The organism is Streptomyces sp. NPDC058459, from assembly GCF_042721685.1.
Lineage (GTDB): Bacteria > Actinomycetota > Actinomycetes > Streptomycetales > Streptomycetaceae > Streptomyces.
Genome location: NZ_JBHXLV010000158.1, coordinates 1 through 15544, shown reverse-complemented (window position 1 = coordinate 15544; position 15544 = coordinate 1). Strand labels below are relative to the sequence as shown.

The 15544-nt window shown below is 70.9% G+C and carries 15 protein-coding genes; 1 reads left to right on the top strand and 14 read right to left on the bottom strand.

Annotated elements, in window-relative coordinates:
- Window positions 1–16: 16 nt before the first annotated feature.
- The 14 genes from ACFWN1_RS24280 to pyrR form a co-directional block, all read right to left on the bottom strand.
- On the bottom strand, window positions 17–187 hold the full coding sequence (locus ACFWN1_RS24280) for a hypothetical protein (protein ID WP_384365656.1): 171 nt from the start codon (window positions 185–187) through the stop codon (window positions 17–19).
- A gap of 146 nt (window positions 188–333) precedes the next feature.
- The gene (gene metK, locus ACFWN1_RS24275) at window positions 334–1557 is read right to left on the bottom strand and encodes a methionine adenosyltransferase (protein WP_384365653.1); all 1224 of its coding nucleotides are present in this window, start codon (window positions 1555–1557) and stop codon (window positions 334–336) included.
- Window positions 1558–1820: 263 nt separating this feature from the next.
- Window positions 1821–3023 (bottom strand): bifunctional phosphopantothenoylcysteine decarboxylase/phosphopantothenate--cysteine ligase CoaBC, encoded by a 1203-nt coding sequence (coaBC, locus tag ACFWN1_RS24270; protein ID WP_384365659.1) that lies wholly within the window; start codon window positions 3021–3023, stop codon window positions 1821–1823.
- Window positions 3024–3155: 132 nt separating this feature from the next.
- Window positions 3156–3428, bottom strand: coding sequence for a DNA-directed RNA polymerase subunit omega (gene rpoZ / locus ACFWN1_RS24265; protein WP_039649019.1), 273 nt, complete (start codon window positions 3426–3428; stop codon window positions 3156–3158).
- Window positions 3429–3522: 94 nt separating this feature from the next.
- The gene (gene gmk / locus ACFWN1_RS24260; RefSeq protein WP_384365650.1) at window positions 3523–4116 is read right to left on the bottom strand and encodes a guanylate kinase; all 594 of its coding nucleotides are present in this window, start codon (window positions 4114–4116) and stop codon (window positions 3523–3525) included.
- Window positions 4117–4175: 59 nt separating this feature from the next.
- Window positions 4176–4499, bottom strand: coding sequence for an integration host factor (locus ACFWN1_RS24255; protein WP_030810589.1), 324 nt, complete (start codon window positions 4497–4499; stop codon window positions 4176–4178).
- A gap of 255 nt (window positions 4500–4754) precedes the next feature.
- The gene (gene pyrF / locus ACFWN1_RS24250; protein WP_384365646.1) at window positions 4755–5594 is read right to left on the bottom strand and encodes an orotidine-5'-phosphate decarboxylase; all 840 of its coding nucleotides are present in this window, start codon (window positions 5592–5594) and stop codon (window positions 4755–4757) included.
- Complete coding sequence (locus ACFWN1_RS24245; RefSeq protein WP_384365643.1) at window positions 5591–6697, bottom strand: quinone-dependent dihydroorotate dehydrogenase; 1107 nt, start codon at window positions 6695–6697, stop codon at window positions 5591–5593. Before ACFWN1_RS24245 ends, pyrF begins: the two co-directional genes overlap by 4 nt.
- Before the next feature lie 55 nt (window positions 6698–6752).
- Window positions 6753–10061, bottom strand: a complete 3309-nt coding sequence (gene carB / locus ACFWN1_RS24240) for a carbamoyl-phosphate synthase large subunit (RefSeq protein WP_384365640.1) — start codon at window positions 10059–10061, stop codon at window positions 6753–6755.
- Complete coding sequence (gene carA / locus ACFWN1_RS24235; protein ID WP_384365636.1) at window positions 10054–11208, bottom strand: glutamine-hydrolyzing carbamoyl-phosphate synthase small subunit; 1155 nt, start codon at window positions 11206–11208, stop codon at window positions 10054–10056. Before carA ends, carB begins: the two co-directional genes overlap by 8 nt.
- Window positions 11205–11789: a hypothetical protein gene (locus tag ACFWN1_RS24230; protein ID WP_384365633.1), complete on the bottom strand. Its 585-nt coding sequence runs from the start codon at window positions 11787–11789 to the stop codon at window positions 11205–11207. The genes carA and ACFWN1_RS24230 overlap by 4 nt, the downstream gene beginning before the upstream one ends.
- Window positions 11786–13099 carry a dihydroorotase gene (locus ACFWN1_RS24225; protein WP_384365630.1) on the bottom strand — a complete coding sequence of 438 codons (1314 nt, stop codon included), beginning with the start codon at window positions 13097–13099 and terminating at the stop codon, window positions 11786–11788. Before ACFWN1_RS24225 ends, ACFWN1_RS24230 begins: the two co-directional genes overlap by 4 nt.
- 5 nt (window positions 13100–13104) lie before the next feature.
- Window positions 13105–14094 carry an aspartate carbamoyltransferase catalytic subunit gene (locus ACFWN1_RS24220; protein WP_384365627.1) on the bottom strand — a complete coding sequence of 330 codons (990 nt, stop codon included), beginning with the start codon at window positions 14092–14094 and terminating at the stop codon, window positions 13105–13107.
- 90 nt (window positions 14095–14184) lie between these two features.
- Window positions 14185–14769 (bottom strand): bifunctional pyr operon transcriptional regulator/uracil phosphoribosyltransferase PyrR, encoded by a 585-nt coding sequence (pyrR, locus tag ACFWN1_RS24215; RefSeq protein WP_384365624.1) that lies wholly within the window; start codon window positions 14767–14769, stop codon window positions 14185–14187.
- A gap of 252 nt (window positions 14770–15021) precedes the next feature.
- On the opposite strand from pyrR, the gene bldD reads away from it, so the two are divergent.
- The gene (gene bldD, locus ACFWN1_RS24210) at window positions 15022–15522 is read left to right on the top strand and encodes a transcriptional regulator BldD (RefSeq protein ID WP_018549006.1); all 501 of its coding nucleotides are present in this window, start codon (window positions 15022–15024) and stop codon (window positions 15520–15522) included.
- The last annotated feature ends 22 nt before the right edge of the window (window positions 15523–15544 follow it).

The following is a 15544-nucleotide window of genomic DNA, read 5'->3' as shown; positions in this document are numbered from 1 at the left end:
CCCCTCGGGTGTGCGCTCAGTCGATGCCGCGGACGATGTGCGCCTCCGTCAGATCCTCGTCGTCATCCGCCCCGGCCAGCCGCAGCGGCGGGGCCCCGGTCTGGCCACCCGCGACGAACACGCCCGGCGGATGAGCGGAGAGACGGGGCGGATGGTCTCTGACCGTCTGCTGTCGAACGTCGTGCACGCTGTCCTCCTTCATCGACTGCCGGCCGTCCCGGCGGAGTCAGGCTCCCTCACCCGGCCGGCTCCCGCCGGGCTGCTCGGCAGCGACAGGGGTCCGACGGGAAGAATGGCGGCGAGGGCGTCCACACCCGCGTCCGCGTCCGCGTGTCACGCTCCGGCGGCCTTGCGGAGGGCGTCGACGCGGTCGGTGCGCTCCCAGGTGAAGTCGGGGATCTCCCGGCCGAAGTGGCCGTAGGCCGCCGTCTGGGCGTAGATCGGGCGCAGCAGGTCGAGGTCGCGGATGATCGCGGCCGGACGGAGGTCGAAGACCTCGTCGATGGCCTTCTCGATCTTCTCCGGCTCGATCTTGGCGGTCCCGAAGGTCTCCACGAACAGACCGACCGGCTCCGCCTTCCCGATCGCGTACGCGACCTGGACCTCACAGCGCGCCGCCAGGCCCGCCGCGACGACGTTCTTGGCGACCCAGCGCATCGCGTACGCGGCCGAGCGGTCCACCTTGGAGGGGTCCTTGCCCGAGAAGGCGCCCCCGCCGTGACGGGCGAAGCCGCCGTAGGTGTCGATGATGATCTTACGGCCGGTGAGGCCGGCGTCCCCCATCGGACCACCGATCTCGAAACGGCCGGTCGGGTTGACCAGCAGCCGGTACCCCTCGGTGTCGATCTTGATGCCCTCGTCCAGCAGGGCCCGCAGCTCGGGCTCGACCACGAACTCCCGGATGTCCGGCGCCAGCAGCGACTCCAGGTCGATGTCCGAGGCGTGCTGGGAGGAGATCACGACGGTGTCGAGACGCACGGCCTTGTCACCGTCGTACTCGATGGTGACCTGCGTCTTGCCGTCGGGACGCAGGTAGGGGATGGTGCCGTTCTTGCGCACCTCGGACAGGCGCTTGGACAGGCGGTGCGCCAGGAAGATCGGCAGCGGCATCAGCGTCGGCGTCTCGTCCGTCGCGTAGCCGAACATCAGGCCCTGGTCGCCCGCGCCCTGCCTGTCCAGCTCGTCACCCTCGTCCCCGCGGGAGGCACCCTCGACACGGGACTCGTACGCCGTGTCGACACCCTGCGCGATGTCCGGGGACTGCGCGCCGATGGACACCGAGACACCGCAGGAGGCGCCGTCGAAGCCCTTCTTGGAGGAGTCGTAGCCGATCTCCAGGATCTTCTCGCGCACCAGCTGGGCGATGGGCGCATAAGCCTTGGTCGTGACCTCGCCGGCCACATGCACCAGGCCGGTGGTGATCAGCGTCTCGACGGCCACACGGGACGAAGGGTCCTCACGCAGCAACGCGTCGAGAATGGTGTCGCTGATCTGGTCAGCGATCTTGTCGGGGTGACCTTCGGTCACGGACTCCGAGGTGAACAGGCGACGGGACACAACGCTCCCTGGGGTTGCAGCGGCTGCTGTCTGATCATTGAAGGACCACGTCGGGAGCTGCGCCCAACGTCGTCCGCGAACAGTTTATCGGTCGCACCTGCCCGCAGGGCCACCCGTTCTCGACCAGCGAGAACGCTGTGACCTGGGGCACAGGCATTCTGCCCGCTGGGGCGTGGCGTTGGCCAGATCCGCCACGCGCCATCGCGGTATGAAAAAAAGACTCCGAGTGGCCGAAAGCGACCGGCCCGTACGGCCCAGCCGGTTCAGCTCAACCGGGCCGCCACCAGGTCCCAGACGGTGTCGGCGAGGGCTTCCTTCGGTCCGTGCGGGACGGCCGTCTCGCTGCCGTCGGCGCCCAGGACGATCGCCTCGTTGTCCGCCGAGCCGAAGGTCCTGCGCTCACCCACCTCGTTGACGACGAGCAGATCGCAGCCCTTGCGGGCCAGCTTGGCGCGGCCGTTGGCGAGCACGTCGTCGGTCTCGGCGGCGAAGCCGACGACGACCTGGCCAGGACGGACGCGCTCGGCGGCGACCTCGGCGAGCACATCGGGGTTGCGCACCAGGGCGACCGGCTCGGGCTCCTGGCCGTCCTTCTTCTTGATCTTCCCGCTCGCACGGGCGGCCGGGCGGAAATCGGCGACGGCGGCGGCCATGACCACGGCGTCGGCGTCGGCCGCGGCCTTCAGCACCGCCTCGCGCAGCTGCACGGCGGTGCCGGCGCGCACGGTGTCCACCCCAGCCGGGTCCGGCAGTTCGACGTTGGCCGAGACCAATGTCACGCGGGCGCCGCGCGCGGCGGCGGTCCGGGCGAGGGCGTAGCCCTGCTTGCCGGAGGAGCGGTTGCCGAGGAAGCGCACCGGGTCGAGCGGCTCACGGGTACCGCCCGCCGAGACCACCACATGGCGGCCCGCGAGGTCGGGCTCAACCGCACCCCGCGCCAGCACCCGGCGGCACACCTCGAAGATCTCGGCCGGGTCGGGCAGCCGCCCCTTGCCGGTGTCGACGCCGGTGAGGCGGCCCACAGCGGGTTCGATGACGACCGCACCCCGGCGGCGCAGGGTGGCCACGTTCTCCCGGGTGGCCGGGTGCTCCCACATCTCGGTGTGCATCGCCGGGGCGAAGACCACCGGACAGCACGCGGTGAGCAGGGTGTTGGTGAGGAGGTCGTCGGCGAGGCCGTGCGCCGCCCTGGCGAGCAGATCGGCGGTGGCGGGCGCGACGATCACGAGGTCGGCGTGCTGGCCGATGCGGACGTGCGGGACCTCGTGCACGCCGTCCCAGACCTCGGTGGAGACCGGGTTGCCGGACAGCGCGGACCAGGTGGCGGCGCCGACGAAGTGCAGCGCGGAGGCGGTCGGCACCACCCGCACGTCATGCCCCGACTCGGTGAACCGCCTGAGCAGCTCACAGGACTTGTACGCGGCGATGCCACCGCTGACGCCCAGCACGACCTTCGGCTTGTCCACCGTCTCCACCGTCTCTCCCCGGACTTTCGAGAATCTATGACACCCATGACACACCACAGGCCCAGCAGGATGACTGCCGGGCCTGTGGATAAGTCGGCCGCGATCCGAAAGTACGACCGCAACCAGGGGGAACTACTGCGCCGGGCCCTCGATGGCCTCGGAGGTCAGCAGACCGGCGTTGATCTCCCGCAAGGAGATCGACAGCGGCTTCTCGTGGACATGGGTGTCGACGAGCGGACCGACGTACTCGAGGAGGCCCTCACCGAGCTGCGAGTAGTACGCGTTGATCTGACGGGCACGCTTGGCCGCGTAGATCACGAGGCTGTACTTCGAGTCGGTGGCCTCGAGGAGCTCGTCGATCGGAGGGTTGATGATGCCCTCGGGCGCGGTGATGGAAGAGGACACGCTCTGCCTTCCGATGGATGGGAAAGATTCAGTCGGTGTGCGCCTCAGGAGACGACGTGACCGGCTCGTACCGATGGACGGACGGCGGTCACGATCACACAACGTCAGTCAAGGCTAGCAGCTCCCCGGCCACGTCCTCGACGGAGGTGTTGACCAGGGTCACGTCGAACTCGGGCTCGGCCGCCAGTTCCGTCCTGGCCGCCTGGAGCCGGCGTTCGACGACCTCGGGCGGTTCGGTGCCGCGACCGGTGAGTCTGCGCACCAGTTCCTCCCAGGAGGGCGGGGCCAGGAACACCAGCTGGGCGTCGGGCTTCGACTCGCGGACCTGCCGGGCGCCCTGGAGGTCGATCTCCAGCAGTACCGGCTCACCCTTCTCCAGCCGCTCCAGCACGGCCGCACGCGGCGTGCCGTAGCGGTTGCCGGCGAACTCGGCCCACTCCAGCAGCTCGCCGTTGGCGATCAGCTTGTCCATCTCCTCGTCACTGACGAAGAAGTAGTGGACTCCGTGCTCCTCGCCGGGGCGCGGCCTGCGGGTGGTCGCGGACACCGACAGCCAGACGTCGGGGTGCGCCTTGCGCATATGGGCGACGACCGTGCTCTTGCCGACCCCGGAGGGGCCGGAGAGCACGGTCAGCCGCGGACGTGCGTCCGGGGGTACGGGGGGCGTCCCCCGGAATGTTCCAGCCATGCGGCGATTATTCCAGCAATCCCGGAGTGTCCGGGACTCCGGTCCGCGCAGCGCCGGACTCAGGAGCCGGTGCTGCCGAACTCACGCTCCAGGGAAGCGATCTGATTGGAACCGAGGCCGCGGACCCGGCGGCTCTCGGAGATGCCCAGACGCTCCATGATCTGCTTGGCGCGGACCTTGCCCACGCCCGGCAGGGACTCCAGCAGGGCCGAGACCTTCATCTTGCCGATGACCTCGTTCTCCTGGCCCTGCTTGATGACCTCGTGCAGCGAGGCGCCGGAGTGCTTGAGTCGATTCTTGACCTCGGCCCGCTCCCGGCGAGCCGCGGCGGCCTTCTCGAGCGCGGCTGCGCGCTGTTCAGGGGTAAGGGGCGGAAGAGCCACGCCTACGTCACCTCGGATGTCGAACTGTCGGATACGGACCGGTGAGGAACCTAGTCGCCCCACACCTGGGGAGCGACGAGCAACACGCTCGCCCGCTCTCACTGCTCGGAGACTAGCGGGCAAGTTCGCCGGAGTCAGCGAGAACAGCGGAAAAGTCCTGGTCAGCCTCTGCGAGGCGGGACTTTTCCGGCATACTGCCCATGATTCGGGGATGTATGCGCCACTCGGACCCCCGGTCGAGGCCGTCCGCCGTGCTCAGGCGGCCGCCACGGCGGCCCTGATCTCGCCCGCGAAGGCCGCGGTGGCCGCCCGCAGCGCCTCGGTCCCGGGGCCGTGGCGCAGCACGCCCCGGCCGACGTTCGGCACCACATTGCCCACGGCGCTCCCGAAGACCGCCGGAAGGTCGGCCGGGGTCGCGCCCTGCGCGCCGACACCGGGGGCGAGCAGCGGGCCGTCGATGGCGAGGTCGTAGGACGACAGGTCGCCCACCGTGGCGCCGACGACCGCGCCGAAGGAGCCGAGGGGCTCGGCGCCCGCGTTCTCGGCGGCGAGGTGGGCCAGCACGGTGGCGGCGACCGTACGGCCGTCCGCGCGGACCGCGTGCTGCACCTCGGGGCCCTCCGGGTTGGAGGTCAGCGCCAGCACGAACAGCCCGGCACCGTTCTCACGGGCCAGCTCGAACGCCGGGGCGAGCGAGCCGTAGCCGAGGTACGGCGAGACGGTGAGCGCGTCCGAGAACAGCGGGGCGTCCTGGCGCAGGAACGCCTCCGCGTACCCGGCCATGGTGGAGCCGATGTCGCCGCGCTTGGCGTCCATCACGACCAGGGCGCCCGCCGCGCGGGCCTCCGCCACCGTGCGCTCCAGGACGGCGACACCGCGCGAGCCGAACCGCTCGAAGAACGCGCTCTGCGGCTTGATGACGGCGACCCGGTCGGCGATGGCCTCCACGACCGTGCGGCTGAACCGCTCCAGGCCGCCCACGTCGTCGTTCAGGCCCCAGTCGGCGAGCAGCGAGGCGTGCGGGTCGATGCCGACGCACAGCGGGCCGCGCTCGTCCATGGCGCGGCGCAGCCGGGTACCGAAGGGCTCGGTCATGCGGGGTTCCTGACGTCGGCGCCGACCGCTTCGGCGAGGGTGGCGTAGGGGCTGGCGGCCAGCCGGGCGGCGAGGCCCTTGTGCACGGCGCGGGTCCAGAAGGGGCCCTCGTAGACGAAGGCGCTGTAGCCCTGGACCAGGGTGGCGCCGGCCAGGATGCGCTGCCAGGCGTCCTCGGCGCTCTCCACGCCGCCGACGCCCACCAGGGTGAGGCGGTCGCCCACGCGCGCGTACAGGCGGCGCAGCACCTCCAGGGAGCGTGCCTTCAGCGGGGCGCCGGACAGACCGCCGGCCTCCTTCACCAGCGCGGGCGCGGAGCGCAGACCGAGGCCCTCGCGGGCGATGGTGGTGTTGGTGGCGATGATGCCGTCCAGACCGAGTTCCACCGCGAGGTCGGCGACCGCGTCGACGTCCTCGTCCGCGAGGTCGGGGGCGATCTTCACCAGGAGCGGCACACGGCGCTCGCCCGTGGCGCGGTCGGCGGCCTCGCGCACGGCGCCGAGCAGCGGGCGCAGCGCCTCGGTGGCCTGGAGGCTCCGCAGGCCGGGGGTGTTCGGGGAGGAGACGTTCACCACGAGGTAGTCGGCGTGCGGGGCGAGCCGCTCGGCGGACTTCACGTAGTCGGCGACGGCGTCCGCCTCCGGGACGGCCTTGGTCTTGCCGATGTTGACGCCGACGACGGTACGGAACACCGGGCGTCGCGAGGCGAGCCGGGCGGCGACGGCGAGGGAGCCCTCGTTGTTGAAGCCCATGCGGTTGATCAGGGCGCGGTCGGCGACCAGCCGGAACAGCCGCTGCCTGGGGTTGCCCGGCTGGGCCTCGCCGGTGACGGTGCCGATCTCGACGTGGTCGAAGCCGAGCATCGAGAGCCCGTCGATGCCGACGGCGTTCTTGTCGAAGCCGGCAGCGAGCCCGAAGGGGCCGTGCATGCGCAGCCCGAGGGCCTCGGTGCGCAGGTTCTCGTGGCGGGGGGCGAGCGCGGCGGCGGCGAACGTGCGCAGGACCGGGACGCGGGCGAGCAGGCGAATCCAGCGGAAGGCGAGGTGGTGGGCCTGTTCCGGGTCCATCCGCCTGAAGACGAGGTCGAAGAAGAACTTGTACATGGCGGTGTCCTCATGAAGAGGGGGACACCGTTTCCGGTGTCCCCCTCCTCGGTGGCTAGTCGCGGGCGGCGTTCAGGTGTGCCGCGTGTTCCTGAAGCGACCGGACGCCCACGTCGCCGCGGCCTAGGGCGTCGATGCCCTGGACGGCGGCGGCGAGCGCCTGCACGGTGGTCAGGCAGGGAACCGAGCGGGCCACTGCCGCCGTACGGATGTCGTAGCCGTCGAGGCGGCCGCCGGTGCCGTAGGGCGTGTTGACGATGAGGTCGACCTCGCCGTCGTGGATGAGCTGGACGATGGTCCGCTCCCCGTTCGGGCCGGCGCCCTCGGACTGCTTGCGCACGACGGTGGCGTTGATGCCGTTGCGCCTGAGGACCTCGGCGGTGCCGGAGGTGGCCAGCAGCTCGAAGCCGTGGGCGACCAGCTCACGGGCCGGGAAGATCATCGAGCGCTTGTCGCGGTTGGCGACCGAGATGAACGCGCGGCCCTTGGTGGGCAGCGGGCCGTACGCACCGGCCTGCGACTTGGCGTACGCCGTGCCGAAGACGGAGTCGATGCCCATGACCTCGCCGGTGGAGCGCATCTCCGGGCCGAGCACGGTGTCCACGCCCCGGCCCTGGATGTCCCGGAAGCGGGACCAGGGCATCACGGCCTCCTTGACGGAGATCGGCGCGTCCAGCGGCAGTTCGCCGCCGTCGCCGGTGGCGGGCAGCAGGCCCTCGGCGCGCAGCTCGGCGATGGTCGACCCCAGCGAGATGCGGGCGGCGGCCTTGGCGAGCGGGACGGCGGTCGCCTTGGAGGTGAAGGGGACCGTGCGGGAGGCGCGCGGGTTGGCCTCCAGGACGTAGAGGATGTCGCCCGACATGGCGAACTGGATGTTGATCAGTCCGCGCACGCCGACGCCCTCGGCGATGGCCTCGGTGGAGGCGCGCAGCCGCTTGATGTCGAAGCCGCCGAGGGTGATCGGGGGCAGGGCGCACGCCGAGTCGCCGGAGTGGATGCCGGCCTCCTCGATGTGCTCCATGACACCGCCGAGGTACAGCTCCTCGCCGTCGTAGAGGGCGTCGACGTCGATCTCGATGGCGTCGTCCAGGAAGCGGTCCACGAGGACCGGCCGGGACGGGCTGATCTCGGTGGACTCCGCGATGTAGGCGGAGAGCCGCTCCTCCTCGTAGACGATCTCCATGCCGCGCCCGCCGAGGACGTAGGAGGGGCGGACCAGGACCGGGTAGCCGATCTCGTCCGCGATGGCCTTGGCCTCGGTGAAGGTGGTGGCGGTGCCGTGCTTGGGCGCGGGCAGGCCGGCCTCGGCGAGGACGCGCCCGAAGGCGCCCCGGTCCTCGGCGGCGTGGATGGCCTCGGGCGGGGTGCCGACGACCGGCACGCCGTTGTCCTTCAGCGCCTGCGCGAGGCCCAGCGGGGTCTGCCCGCCGAGCTGCACGACGACACCGGCGATCGGGCCGGCCAGGGACTCCGCGTGGACGATCTCCAGCACGTCCTCCAGGGTGAGCGGCTCGAAGTAGAGCCGGTCGGAGGTGTCGTAGTCGGTGGAGACGGTCTCCGGGTTGCAGTTGACCATCACGGTCTCGTACCCGGCGTCGGAGAGCGCGAAGGAGGCGTGGACGCAGGAGTAGTCGAACTCGATGCCCTGGCCGATGCGGTTGGGGCCGGACCCCAGGATGATCACGGCGGGCTTCTCGCGCGGCGCGACCTCGCTCTCCTCGTCGTAGGAGGAGTAGAAGTACGGCGTCCGCGCGGCGAACTCGGCGGCGCAGGTGTCGACCGTCTTGTAGACCGGGCGGATGCCCAGCACGTGCCGGACCTCGCGGACGACGTCCTCGCGCAGGCCCCGGATCTCAGCGATCTGGAGGTCGGAGAAGCCGTGCCGCTTGGCCTCGGCGAGCAGTTCGGCGGTCAGCTCGGTCGCCTCGGCCAGCTCGTCGGCGGTCTCCTTGATCAGGAAGAGCTGGTCGACGAACCACGGGTCGATCTTCGTGTACGCGAAGATCTCCTCCGGCGTGGCGCCCGCGCGGATGGCCCGCATGACGGTGTTGACCCGCCCGTCGGTGGGGCGTACCGCCTCTTCGAGGAGGGCGGCCTTGTCACCGGGGTCGCCCACGAAGGTGAACTGGCTGCCCTTCTTCTCCAGCGAGCGCAGCGCCTTCTGGAACGCCTCGGTGAAGTTGCGGCCGATGGCCATGGCCTCGCCGACCGACTTCATGGTGGTGGTCAGCGTGGAGTCGGCCTGCGGGAACTTCTCGAAGGCGAACCGGGGCGCCTTGACGACGACGTAGTCGAGCGTGGGCTCGAAGGAGGCCGGGGTCTCCTGGGTGATGTCGTTGGGGATCTCGTCCAGCGTGTAGCCGACGGCCAGCTTGGCGGCGATCTTGGCGATCGGGAAGCCGGTGGCCTTGGAGGCGAGCGCGGAGGACCGGGAGACCCGCGGGTTCATCTCGATGACGATGACCCGGCCGTCCTCGGGGTTCACCGCGAACTGGATGTTGCAGCCGCCGGTGTCCACGCCGACCTCGCGGATGATGGCGATGCCGACGTCGCGCAGCAGCTGGTACTCGCGGTCGGTCAGCGTCATGGACGGCGCGACGGTGATCGAGTCGCCGGTGTGCACGCCCATGGGGTCGAAGTTCTCGATGGAGCAGACGACCACGACGTTGTCGTGCCGGTCGCGCATCAGCTCCAGCTCGTACTCCTTCCAGCCGAGGATGGACTCCTCCAGGAGCACCTCGGTGGTCGGGGAGAGCGTGAGGCCCTGGCCGGCGATGCGGCGCAGCTCCTCCTCGTCGTGGGCGAAACCGGAGCCGGCGCCGCCCATGGTGAAGGAGGGCCGGACGACGACGGGGTAGCCGCCGAGCGTGTCGACGCCCTGGAGGACGTCGTCCATCGTGTGGCAGATGACCGAGCGGGCGGACTCGCCGTGGCCGGTCTTCTTGCGGACTTCCTCCACGACGCCCTTGAAGAGGTCGCGGTCCTCGCCCTTGTGGATCGCCTCGGGCCTGGCGCCGATCAGTTCGACGCCGTACTTCTCCAGCACACCGCTGTCGTGCAGGGAGATGGCGGTGTTCAGGGCGGTCTGGCCGCCGAGGGTGGGCAGGAGGGCGTCGGGGCGCTCCTTGGCGATGATCTTCTCGACGAACTCGGGGGTGATCGGCTCGACGTAGGTGGCGTCGGCGATCTCCGGGTCGGTCATGATCGTCGCCGGGTTGGAGTTGACGAGGATCACGCGCAGGCCCTCGGCCTTGAGCACGCGGCACGCCTGGGTGCCGGAGTAGTCGAACTCGGCGGCCTGACCGATGACGATCGGGCCCGAGCCGATGACCAGGACGGACTGGATGTCGGAGCGCTTAGGCACGCTGGCCCTCCCGGACGGTGCTCATCAAAGACGTGAAGCGGTCGAACAGGTAGGCGGCGTCGTGCGGACCGGCCGCCGCCTCGGGGTGGTACTGGACGGAGAAGGCCGGCTGGTCGAGCAGCTGGAGTCCCTCCACCACGTCGTCGTTCAGGCAGACGTGGGAGACCTCGGCGCGGCCGAACTTCGTGTCGCTGACCTGGTCCAGCGGGGCGTCGACGGCGAAGCCGTGGTTGTGCGCGGTGACCTCGACCTTGCCGGTGGTGCGGTCCTGGACCGGCTGGTTGATGCCCCGGTGGCCGTACTTCAGCTTGTAGGTGCCGAAGCCGAGGGCGCGGCCGAGGATCTGGTTGCCGAAGCAGATGCCGAACAGCGGGGTCCTCCGCTCCAGCACGGCCGTCATCAGGGCCACCGGGCCGTCGGCCGTGGCCGGGTCGCCGGGGCCGTTGGAGAAGAACACGCCGTCGGGCCGCACGGCGTAGACGTCCTCGGCCGTGGCGGTCGCCGGGAGCACGTGGACCTCTATGCCGCGCTCGGCCATCCGCTGCGGGGTCATGCCCTTGATGCCGAGGTCGATGGCGGCGACGGTGAACTTCTTCTCGCCGACCGCGGGGACGACGTACGCCTCCTTGGTGGCGACCTCCTCGTAGAGGCTCGCGCCCTTCATGTGCGGCTGGGCCTGGACCCGCGTCACCAGTTCGGCGTCGGGTGCCAGCGTCTCGCCGGAGAAGATGCCGGCGCGCATGGAGCCGCGCTCGCGCAGGTGCCGGGTGAGGGCGCGGGTGTCGATGCCGCTGATGCCGACGACGCCCTGGGCGGTCAGCTCGTCGTCCAGGGAGCGCCGGGAGCGCCAGTTGGACGGCACGCGCGCGGGGTCGCGCACGACGTAGCCGGAGACCCAGATGCGGCCCGACTCGTCGTCCTCGTCGTTCCAGCCGGTGTTGCCGATCTGCGGGGCGGTGGCGACGACGATCTGGCGGTCGTAGGAGGGGTCGGTCAGGGTCTCCTGGTAGCCGGTCATGCCGGTGGAGAACACGGCCTCGCCGAAGGTCTCCCCCACGGCCCCGTAGGCGCGGCCGCGGAAGGTGCGGCCGTCCTCCAGGACGAGTACGGCGGGAGTCCTGGCGGCTCCCCTGGTGGAGGTCGTCATCGTGCGCCTTCCGTGTGGTTGGTCAGCTGGTTCAGGGTCTCGACCCAGGTGGTGTGTTCGGCGGCGCGGTCGGAGCGGAAGCCGGAGTCGATCAGCTTCCCGCCGTGTGCCCAGGTCACCACGAGCAGTCCGCCCTCGGTGAGGACCTTGCCCGCGATGCCCTTGTCGAGCCGGGCGCCGCGCAGCGCGTCGGCAGGGATAAGGAAGTCGGTGGCGCCGGGGCGTTCGACCACCAGGCCCGCGTCGGTGAGGGTCAGCTCGGCCCGGCTGCGCGAGCCCAGGCCGTGGGCGACGATCCGGTCCAGCCACTGCCCGGCGGTGGTGGAACCGTGGTAGCGGCCGTTCATGGTCAGTTTCTCGGGGCCGGGGTCGTCCGGCACCTCGGGCAGCTCGGGCAGGTCGCTCTGGAGGGTGCCGCGCCACTTCCAGCCCTCGCGCATCAGCCAGTAGACGAGGGCGACGAAGAGGGCCAGTCCGACGAGCCAGCCCAGGCGGGCGGCCCAGTCGGTCACCGCGGCCGACTTCTTCTCGTCCGCCAGGGCCGGGGCGAGCGATACGGCGAGCTGAGTTGCAGGTGTCACGTGAGCTTCCCGTCCATGAGCGTGGCCTTGCCCCGCAGCCAGGTGTGGGTGACACGGCCCGGCAGCTCACGGCCCTCGTAGGGGGTGTTGCGGCTGCGCGAGGCGAAGCGCGCGGGGTCCACCTGTCCACGGTAGGCCGTGTCCACGAGGGTGAGGTTGGCGGGCTCGCCCGCGGCGACGGGGCGGCCGTGGCCGGTGGCGTCGCCGATGCGGGCCGGGGTGAAGGACATCCGGTCGGCGACCGCCGCCCAGTCCAGCAGGCCGGTCTCCACCATGGTCTCCTGCACCACGGACAGCGCGGTCTCCAGGCCGACCATGCCCATGGCGGCCGCGGCCCACTCGCAGTCCTTGTCCTCGTGCGGGTGCGGGGCGTGGTCAGTGGCGACGATGTCGATCGTGCCGTCGGCCAGCGCCTCGCGCAGGGCGCGTACGTCGCGCTCGGTGCGCAGTGGGGGGTTGACCTTGTAGGCGGGGTTGTAGGTGCGCACCATCTCCTCGGTCAGGAGCAGGTGGTGCGGGCACACCTCGGCGGTGACGTCGATGCCGCGCGACTTGGCCCAGCGGATGATCTCCACCGAGCCGGCCGTGGAGAGGTGGCAGATGTGCAGGCGGGAGCCGACGTGCTCGGCGAGCAGTACGTCCCGCGCGATGATCGACTCCTCGGCGACGGCCGGCCAGCCGCCCAGGCCCAGTTCGGCGGAGACGACGCCCTCGTTCATCTGGGCGCCCTCGGTGAGCCGGGGCTCCTGGGCGTGCTGGGCGACGACCCCGCCGAACGCCTTCACGTACTCCAGCGCGCGGCGCATGATGACCGCGTCGTCCACGCACTTGCCGTCGTCGGAGAAGACGCTGACCTCGGCGGCCGAGTCGTGCATGGCCCCCAGCTCGGCGAGCTTCTTGCCCTCCAGGCCGACGGTGACGGCGCCGACGGGCCGTACGTCGCAGTAGCCGGACTCCTTGCCGAGCCGCCAGACCTGCTCGACCACGCCGGCGGTGTCGGCGACGGGGAAGGTGTTGGCCATGGCGAAGACGGCGGTGAACCCGCCGGAGGCGGCGGCGCGGGTGCCGGTCAGCACGGTCTCGGAGTCCTCGCGGCCCGGCTCGCGCAGATGGGTGTGCAGGTCGACCAGGCCCGGCAGCAGCACCTTGCCGTCCGCCTCGATGACGGTCACGTCCTGCGCGCCTCCGGCACGGCCGGCGCCCTCGGCGCTCAGCCCGGTGCCGACCGCCGCGATCAGCTCGCCGTCGATCAGCACGTCCTGCGGCTCGCCCCCGAGCACCTTCGCACCCCGGATCAGGATCTTGCTCATGGGTCTTACTTCTCCTCGGTACGAAGGTGGGCGGTACCCGCGGTGCCGGCGGGCTCGTTGCCGCCGAGCAGCAGATAGAGGACGGCCATGCGGATGGAGACCCCGTTGGCGACCTGCTCCACGACCGTGCAGCGGTCGGAGTCGGCGACCTCGGCGGTGATCTCCATGCCCCGGACCATCGGGCCGGGATGCATGACGATGGCGTGCTCCGGCAGCCTGGCCATCCGGTCGCCGTCGAGGCCGTAGCGGCGGGAGTACTCGCGCTCGGTGGGGAAGAACGCGGCGTTCATCCGCTCGCGCTGGACGCGCAGCATCATCACGGCGTCGGACTTGGGCAGCGTCGAGTCGAGGGCGTAGGACACCTCGCAGGGCCAGGTCTCCACACCGACCGGCAGCAGGGTGGGCGGGGCGACCAGGGTGACCTCGGCGCCGAGGGTGTGCAGCAGGTCCACGTTGGAGCGGGCGACCCGGCTGTGCAGGACGTCGCCGACCAGGGTGACGCGCTTGCCGTCGAGGTCGTGGCCGAGTCCGGCGTCGGGGCCGATCAGGCGGCGGCGCATGGTGAAGGCGTCCAGCAGGGCCTGGGTGGGGTGCTGGTGGGTGCCGTCGCCGGCGTTGATGACGGGGGCGTCGATCCAGCCGGAGTTGGCGAGGCGGTAGGGGGCGCCGGAGGCGCTGTGCCGGATGACCACGGCGTCCACGCCCATCGCCTCCAGCGTCTGGGCGGTGTCCTTCAGGGACTCGCCCTTGGAGACGCTGGAGCCCTTGGCCGCGAAGTTGATGACATCGGCGGAGAGGCGCTTCTCGGCGGCCTCGAACGAGATCCGGGTGCGGGTCGAGTCCTCGAAGAAGAGGTTGCAGACCGTGCGGCCGCGCAGGGTCGGCAGTTTCTTGATCGGCCGGTCGGCGACCCGGGCCATCTCCTCGGCGGTGTCGAGGATCAGGACGGCGTCGTCGCGGGTGAGGTCGGCGGCCGAGATGAGATGACGCTGCATCTGTCAGGCTCCGTAAGGCAGTTAATACGGGAGGTTTCGGGCGGACCGGGGTGCGCCGGGGCACGCCGAAGCGGCCGGGCACCCGGAGCGCTACCGGTCGGCGGCCTTGGCGCCGAGCAGCACGGTGTCCCGGCCGTCCTCCTCGGAGAGCTGGACCTTGACCGTCTCCCGCAGCGACGTGGGGAGGTTCTTGCCGACGTAGTCGGCGCGGATCGGCAGTTCCCGGTGTCCGCGGTCGACCAGGACGGCGAGCTGGACCGCGCGGGGGCGCCCGATGTCGTTCAGGGCGTCGAGGGCGGCGCGGATGGTGCGGCCGGAGAAGAGCACGTCGTCGACGAGCACCACCAGGCGGCCGTCGACACCCGCACCGGGGATCTCGGTGCGGGCGAGGGCGCGCGGGGGGTGCATGCGCAGGTCGTCGCGGTACATGGTGATGTCGAGCGAGCCGACCGGGATCTTCCGGTCGGTGACCTGCTCCAGTTTGACGGCGAGCCGCTGGGCGAGGAAGACGCCTCGCGTGGGGATGCCGAGGAGCACCACGTCGTCGGCGCCCTTGGCGCGTTCGACGATCTCGTGGGCGATGCGGGTGAGTACGCGGGCGATGTCCGGGCCTTCGAGTACCGGCCGGGCATCGGGGTTGAGCGGATCGGCGTGCGTGCTGGCGTGCGTGTCCATACGAAACGGACCCCCTTCTCCGCCTCACGGGACGGACTTTAAAGGACGTCGGATTTGCGCCAACTATCCTAGCAGGTCGCCGGGGGTGCTCATTCACCCGCTTGGCGCAACCGGCGGCCACTACCACGGAAGAGTCGGTGTGGACCATTCGGCTTGACGCAGGAGAATCACGCTGCGTAACCTCACAGTGAGTTACCAGCCGCGCGGTGGGATCACCTGCCGACCGCGTCTACACAGTGTCCGGGGAGCTATATGTCCAGCGAATACGCCAAACAGCTCGGGGCCAAGCTCCGGGCCATCCGCACCCAGCAGGGCCTTTCCCTCCACGGTGTCGAGGAGAAGTCCCAGGGGCGCTGGAAGGCCGTGGTGGTCGGTTCCTATGAGCGCGGCGACCGTGCCGTGACCGTGCAGCGCCTGGCCGAGCTGGCCGATTTCTACGGCGTTCCGGTGCAGGAGCTGCTGCCGGGCACCACGCCTGGCGGAGCCGCCGAGCCGCCGCCGAAGCTGGTCCTGGACCTGGAGCGGCTGGCCACGGTGCCGGCCGAGAAGGCGGGCCCCCTCCAGCGGTATGCGGCGACGATCCAGTCCCAGCGCGGTGACTACAACGGCAAGGTGCTGTCGATCCGCCAGGACGACCTGCGCACCCTCGCCGTCATCTACGACCAGTCCCCCTCGGTCCTCACCGAACAGCTGATCAGCTGGGGCGTCCTGGACGCGGACGCGCGCCGCGCCGTCGCCCACGAGGACAGCTGACCGCCGGGGCCGGCAGCAGAAA

Bases quoted from the DNA above. Each gene is read 5' to 3' on its own strand.
- gmk (WP_384365650.1), bottom strand. From the start codon at position 4,116: ATGGCTGGAACATTCCGGGGGACGCCCCCCGTACCCCCGGACGCACGT.
- pyrF (WP_384365646.1), bottom strand. From the start codon at position 5,594: ATGACCGAGCCCTTCGGTACCCGGCTGCGCCGCGCCATGGACGAGCGC.
- ACFWN1_RS24245 (WP_384365643.1), bottom strand. From the start codon at position 6,697: ATGTACAAGTTCTTCTTCGACCTCGTCTTCAGGCGGATGGACCCGGAA.
- carA (WP_384365636.1), bottom strand. From the start codon at position 11,208: ATGACGACCTCCACCAGGGGAGCCGCCAGGACTCCCGCCGTACTCGTC.
- ACFWN1_RS24225 (WP_384365630.1), bottom strand. From the start codon at position 13,099: ATGAGCAAGATCCTGATCCGGGGTGCGAAGGTGCTCGGGGGCGAGCCG.
- ACFWN1_RS24220 (WP_384365627.1), bottom strand. From the start codon at position 14,094: ATGCAGCGTCATCTCATCTCGGCCGCCGACCTCACCCGCGACGACGCC.
- pyrR (WP_384365624.1), bottom strand. From the start codon at position 14,769: ATGGACACGCACGCCAGCACGCACGCCGATCCGCTCAACCCCGATGCC.
- bldD (WP_018549006.1), top strand. From the start codon at position 15,022: ATGTCCAGCGAATACGCCAAACAGCTCGGGGCCAAGCTCCGGGCCATC.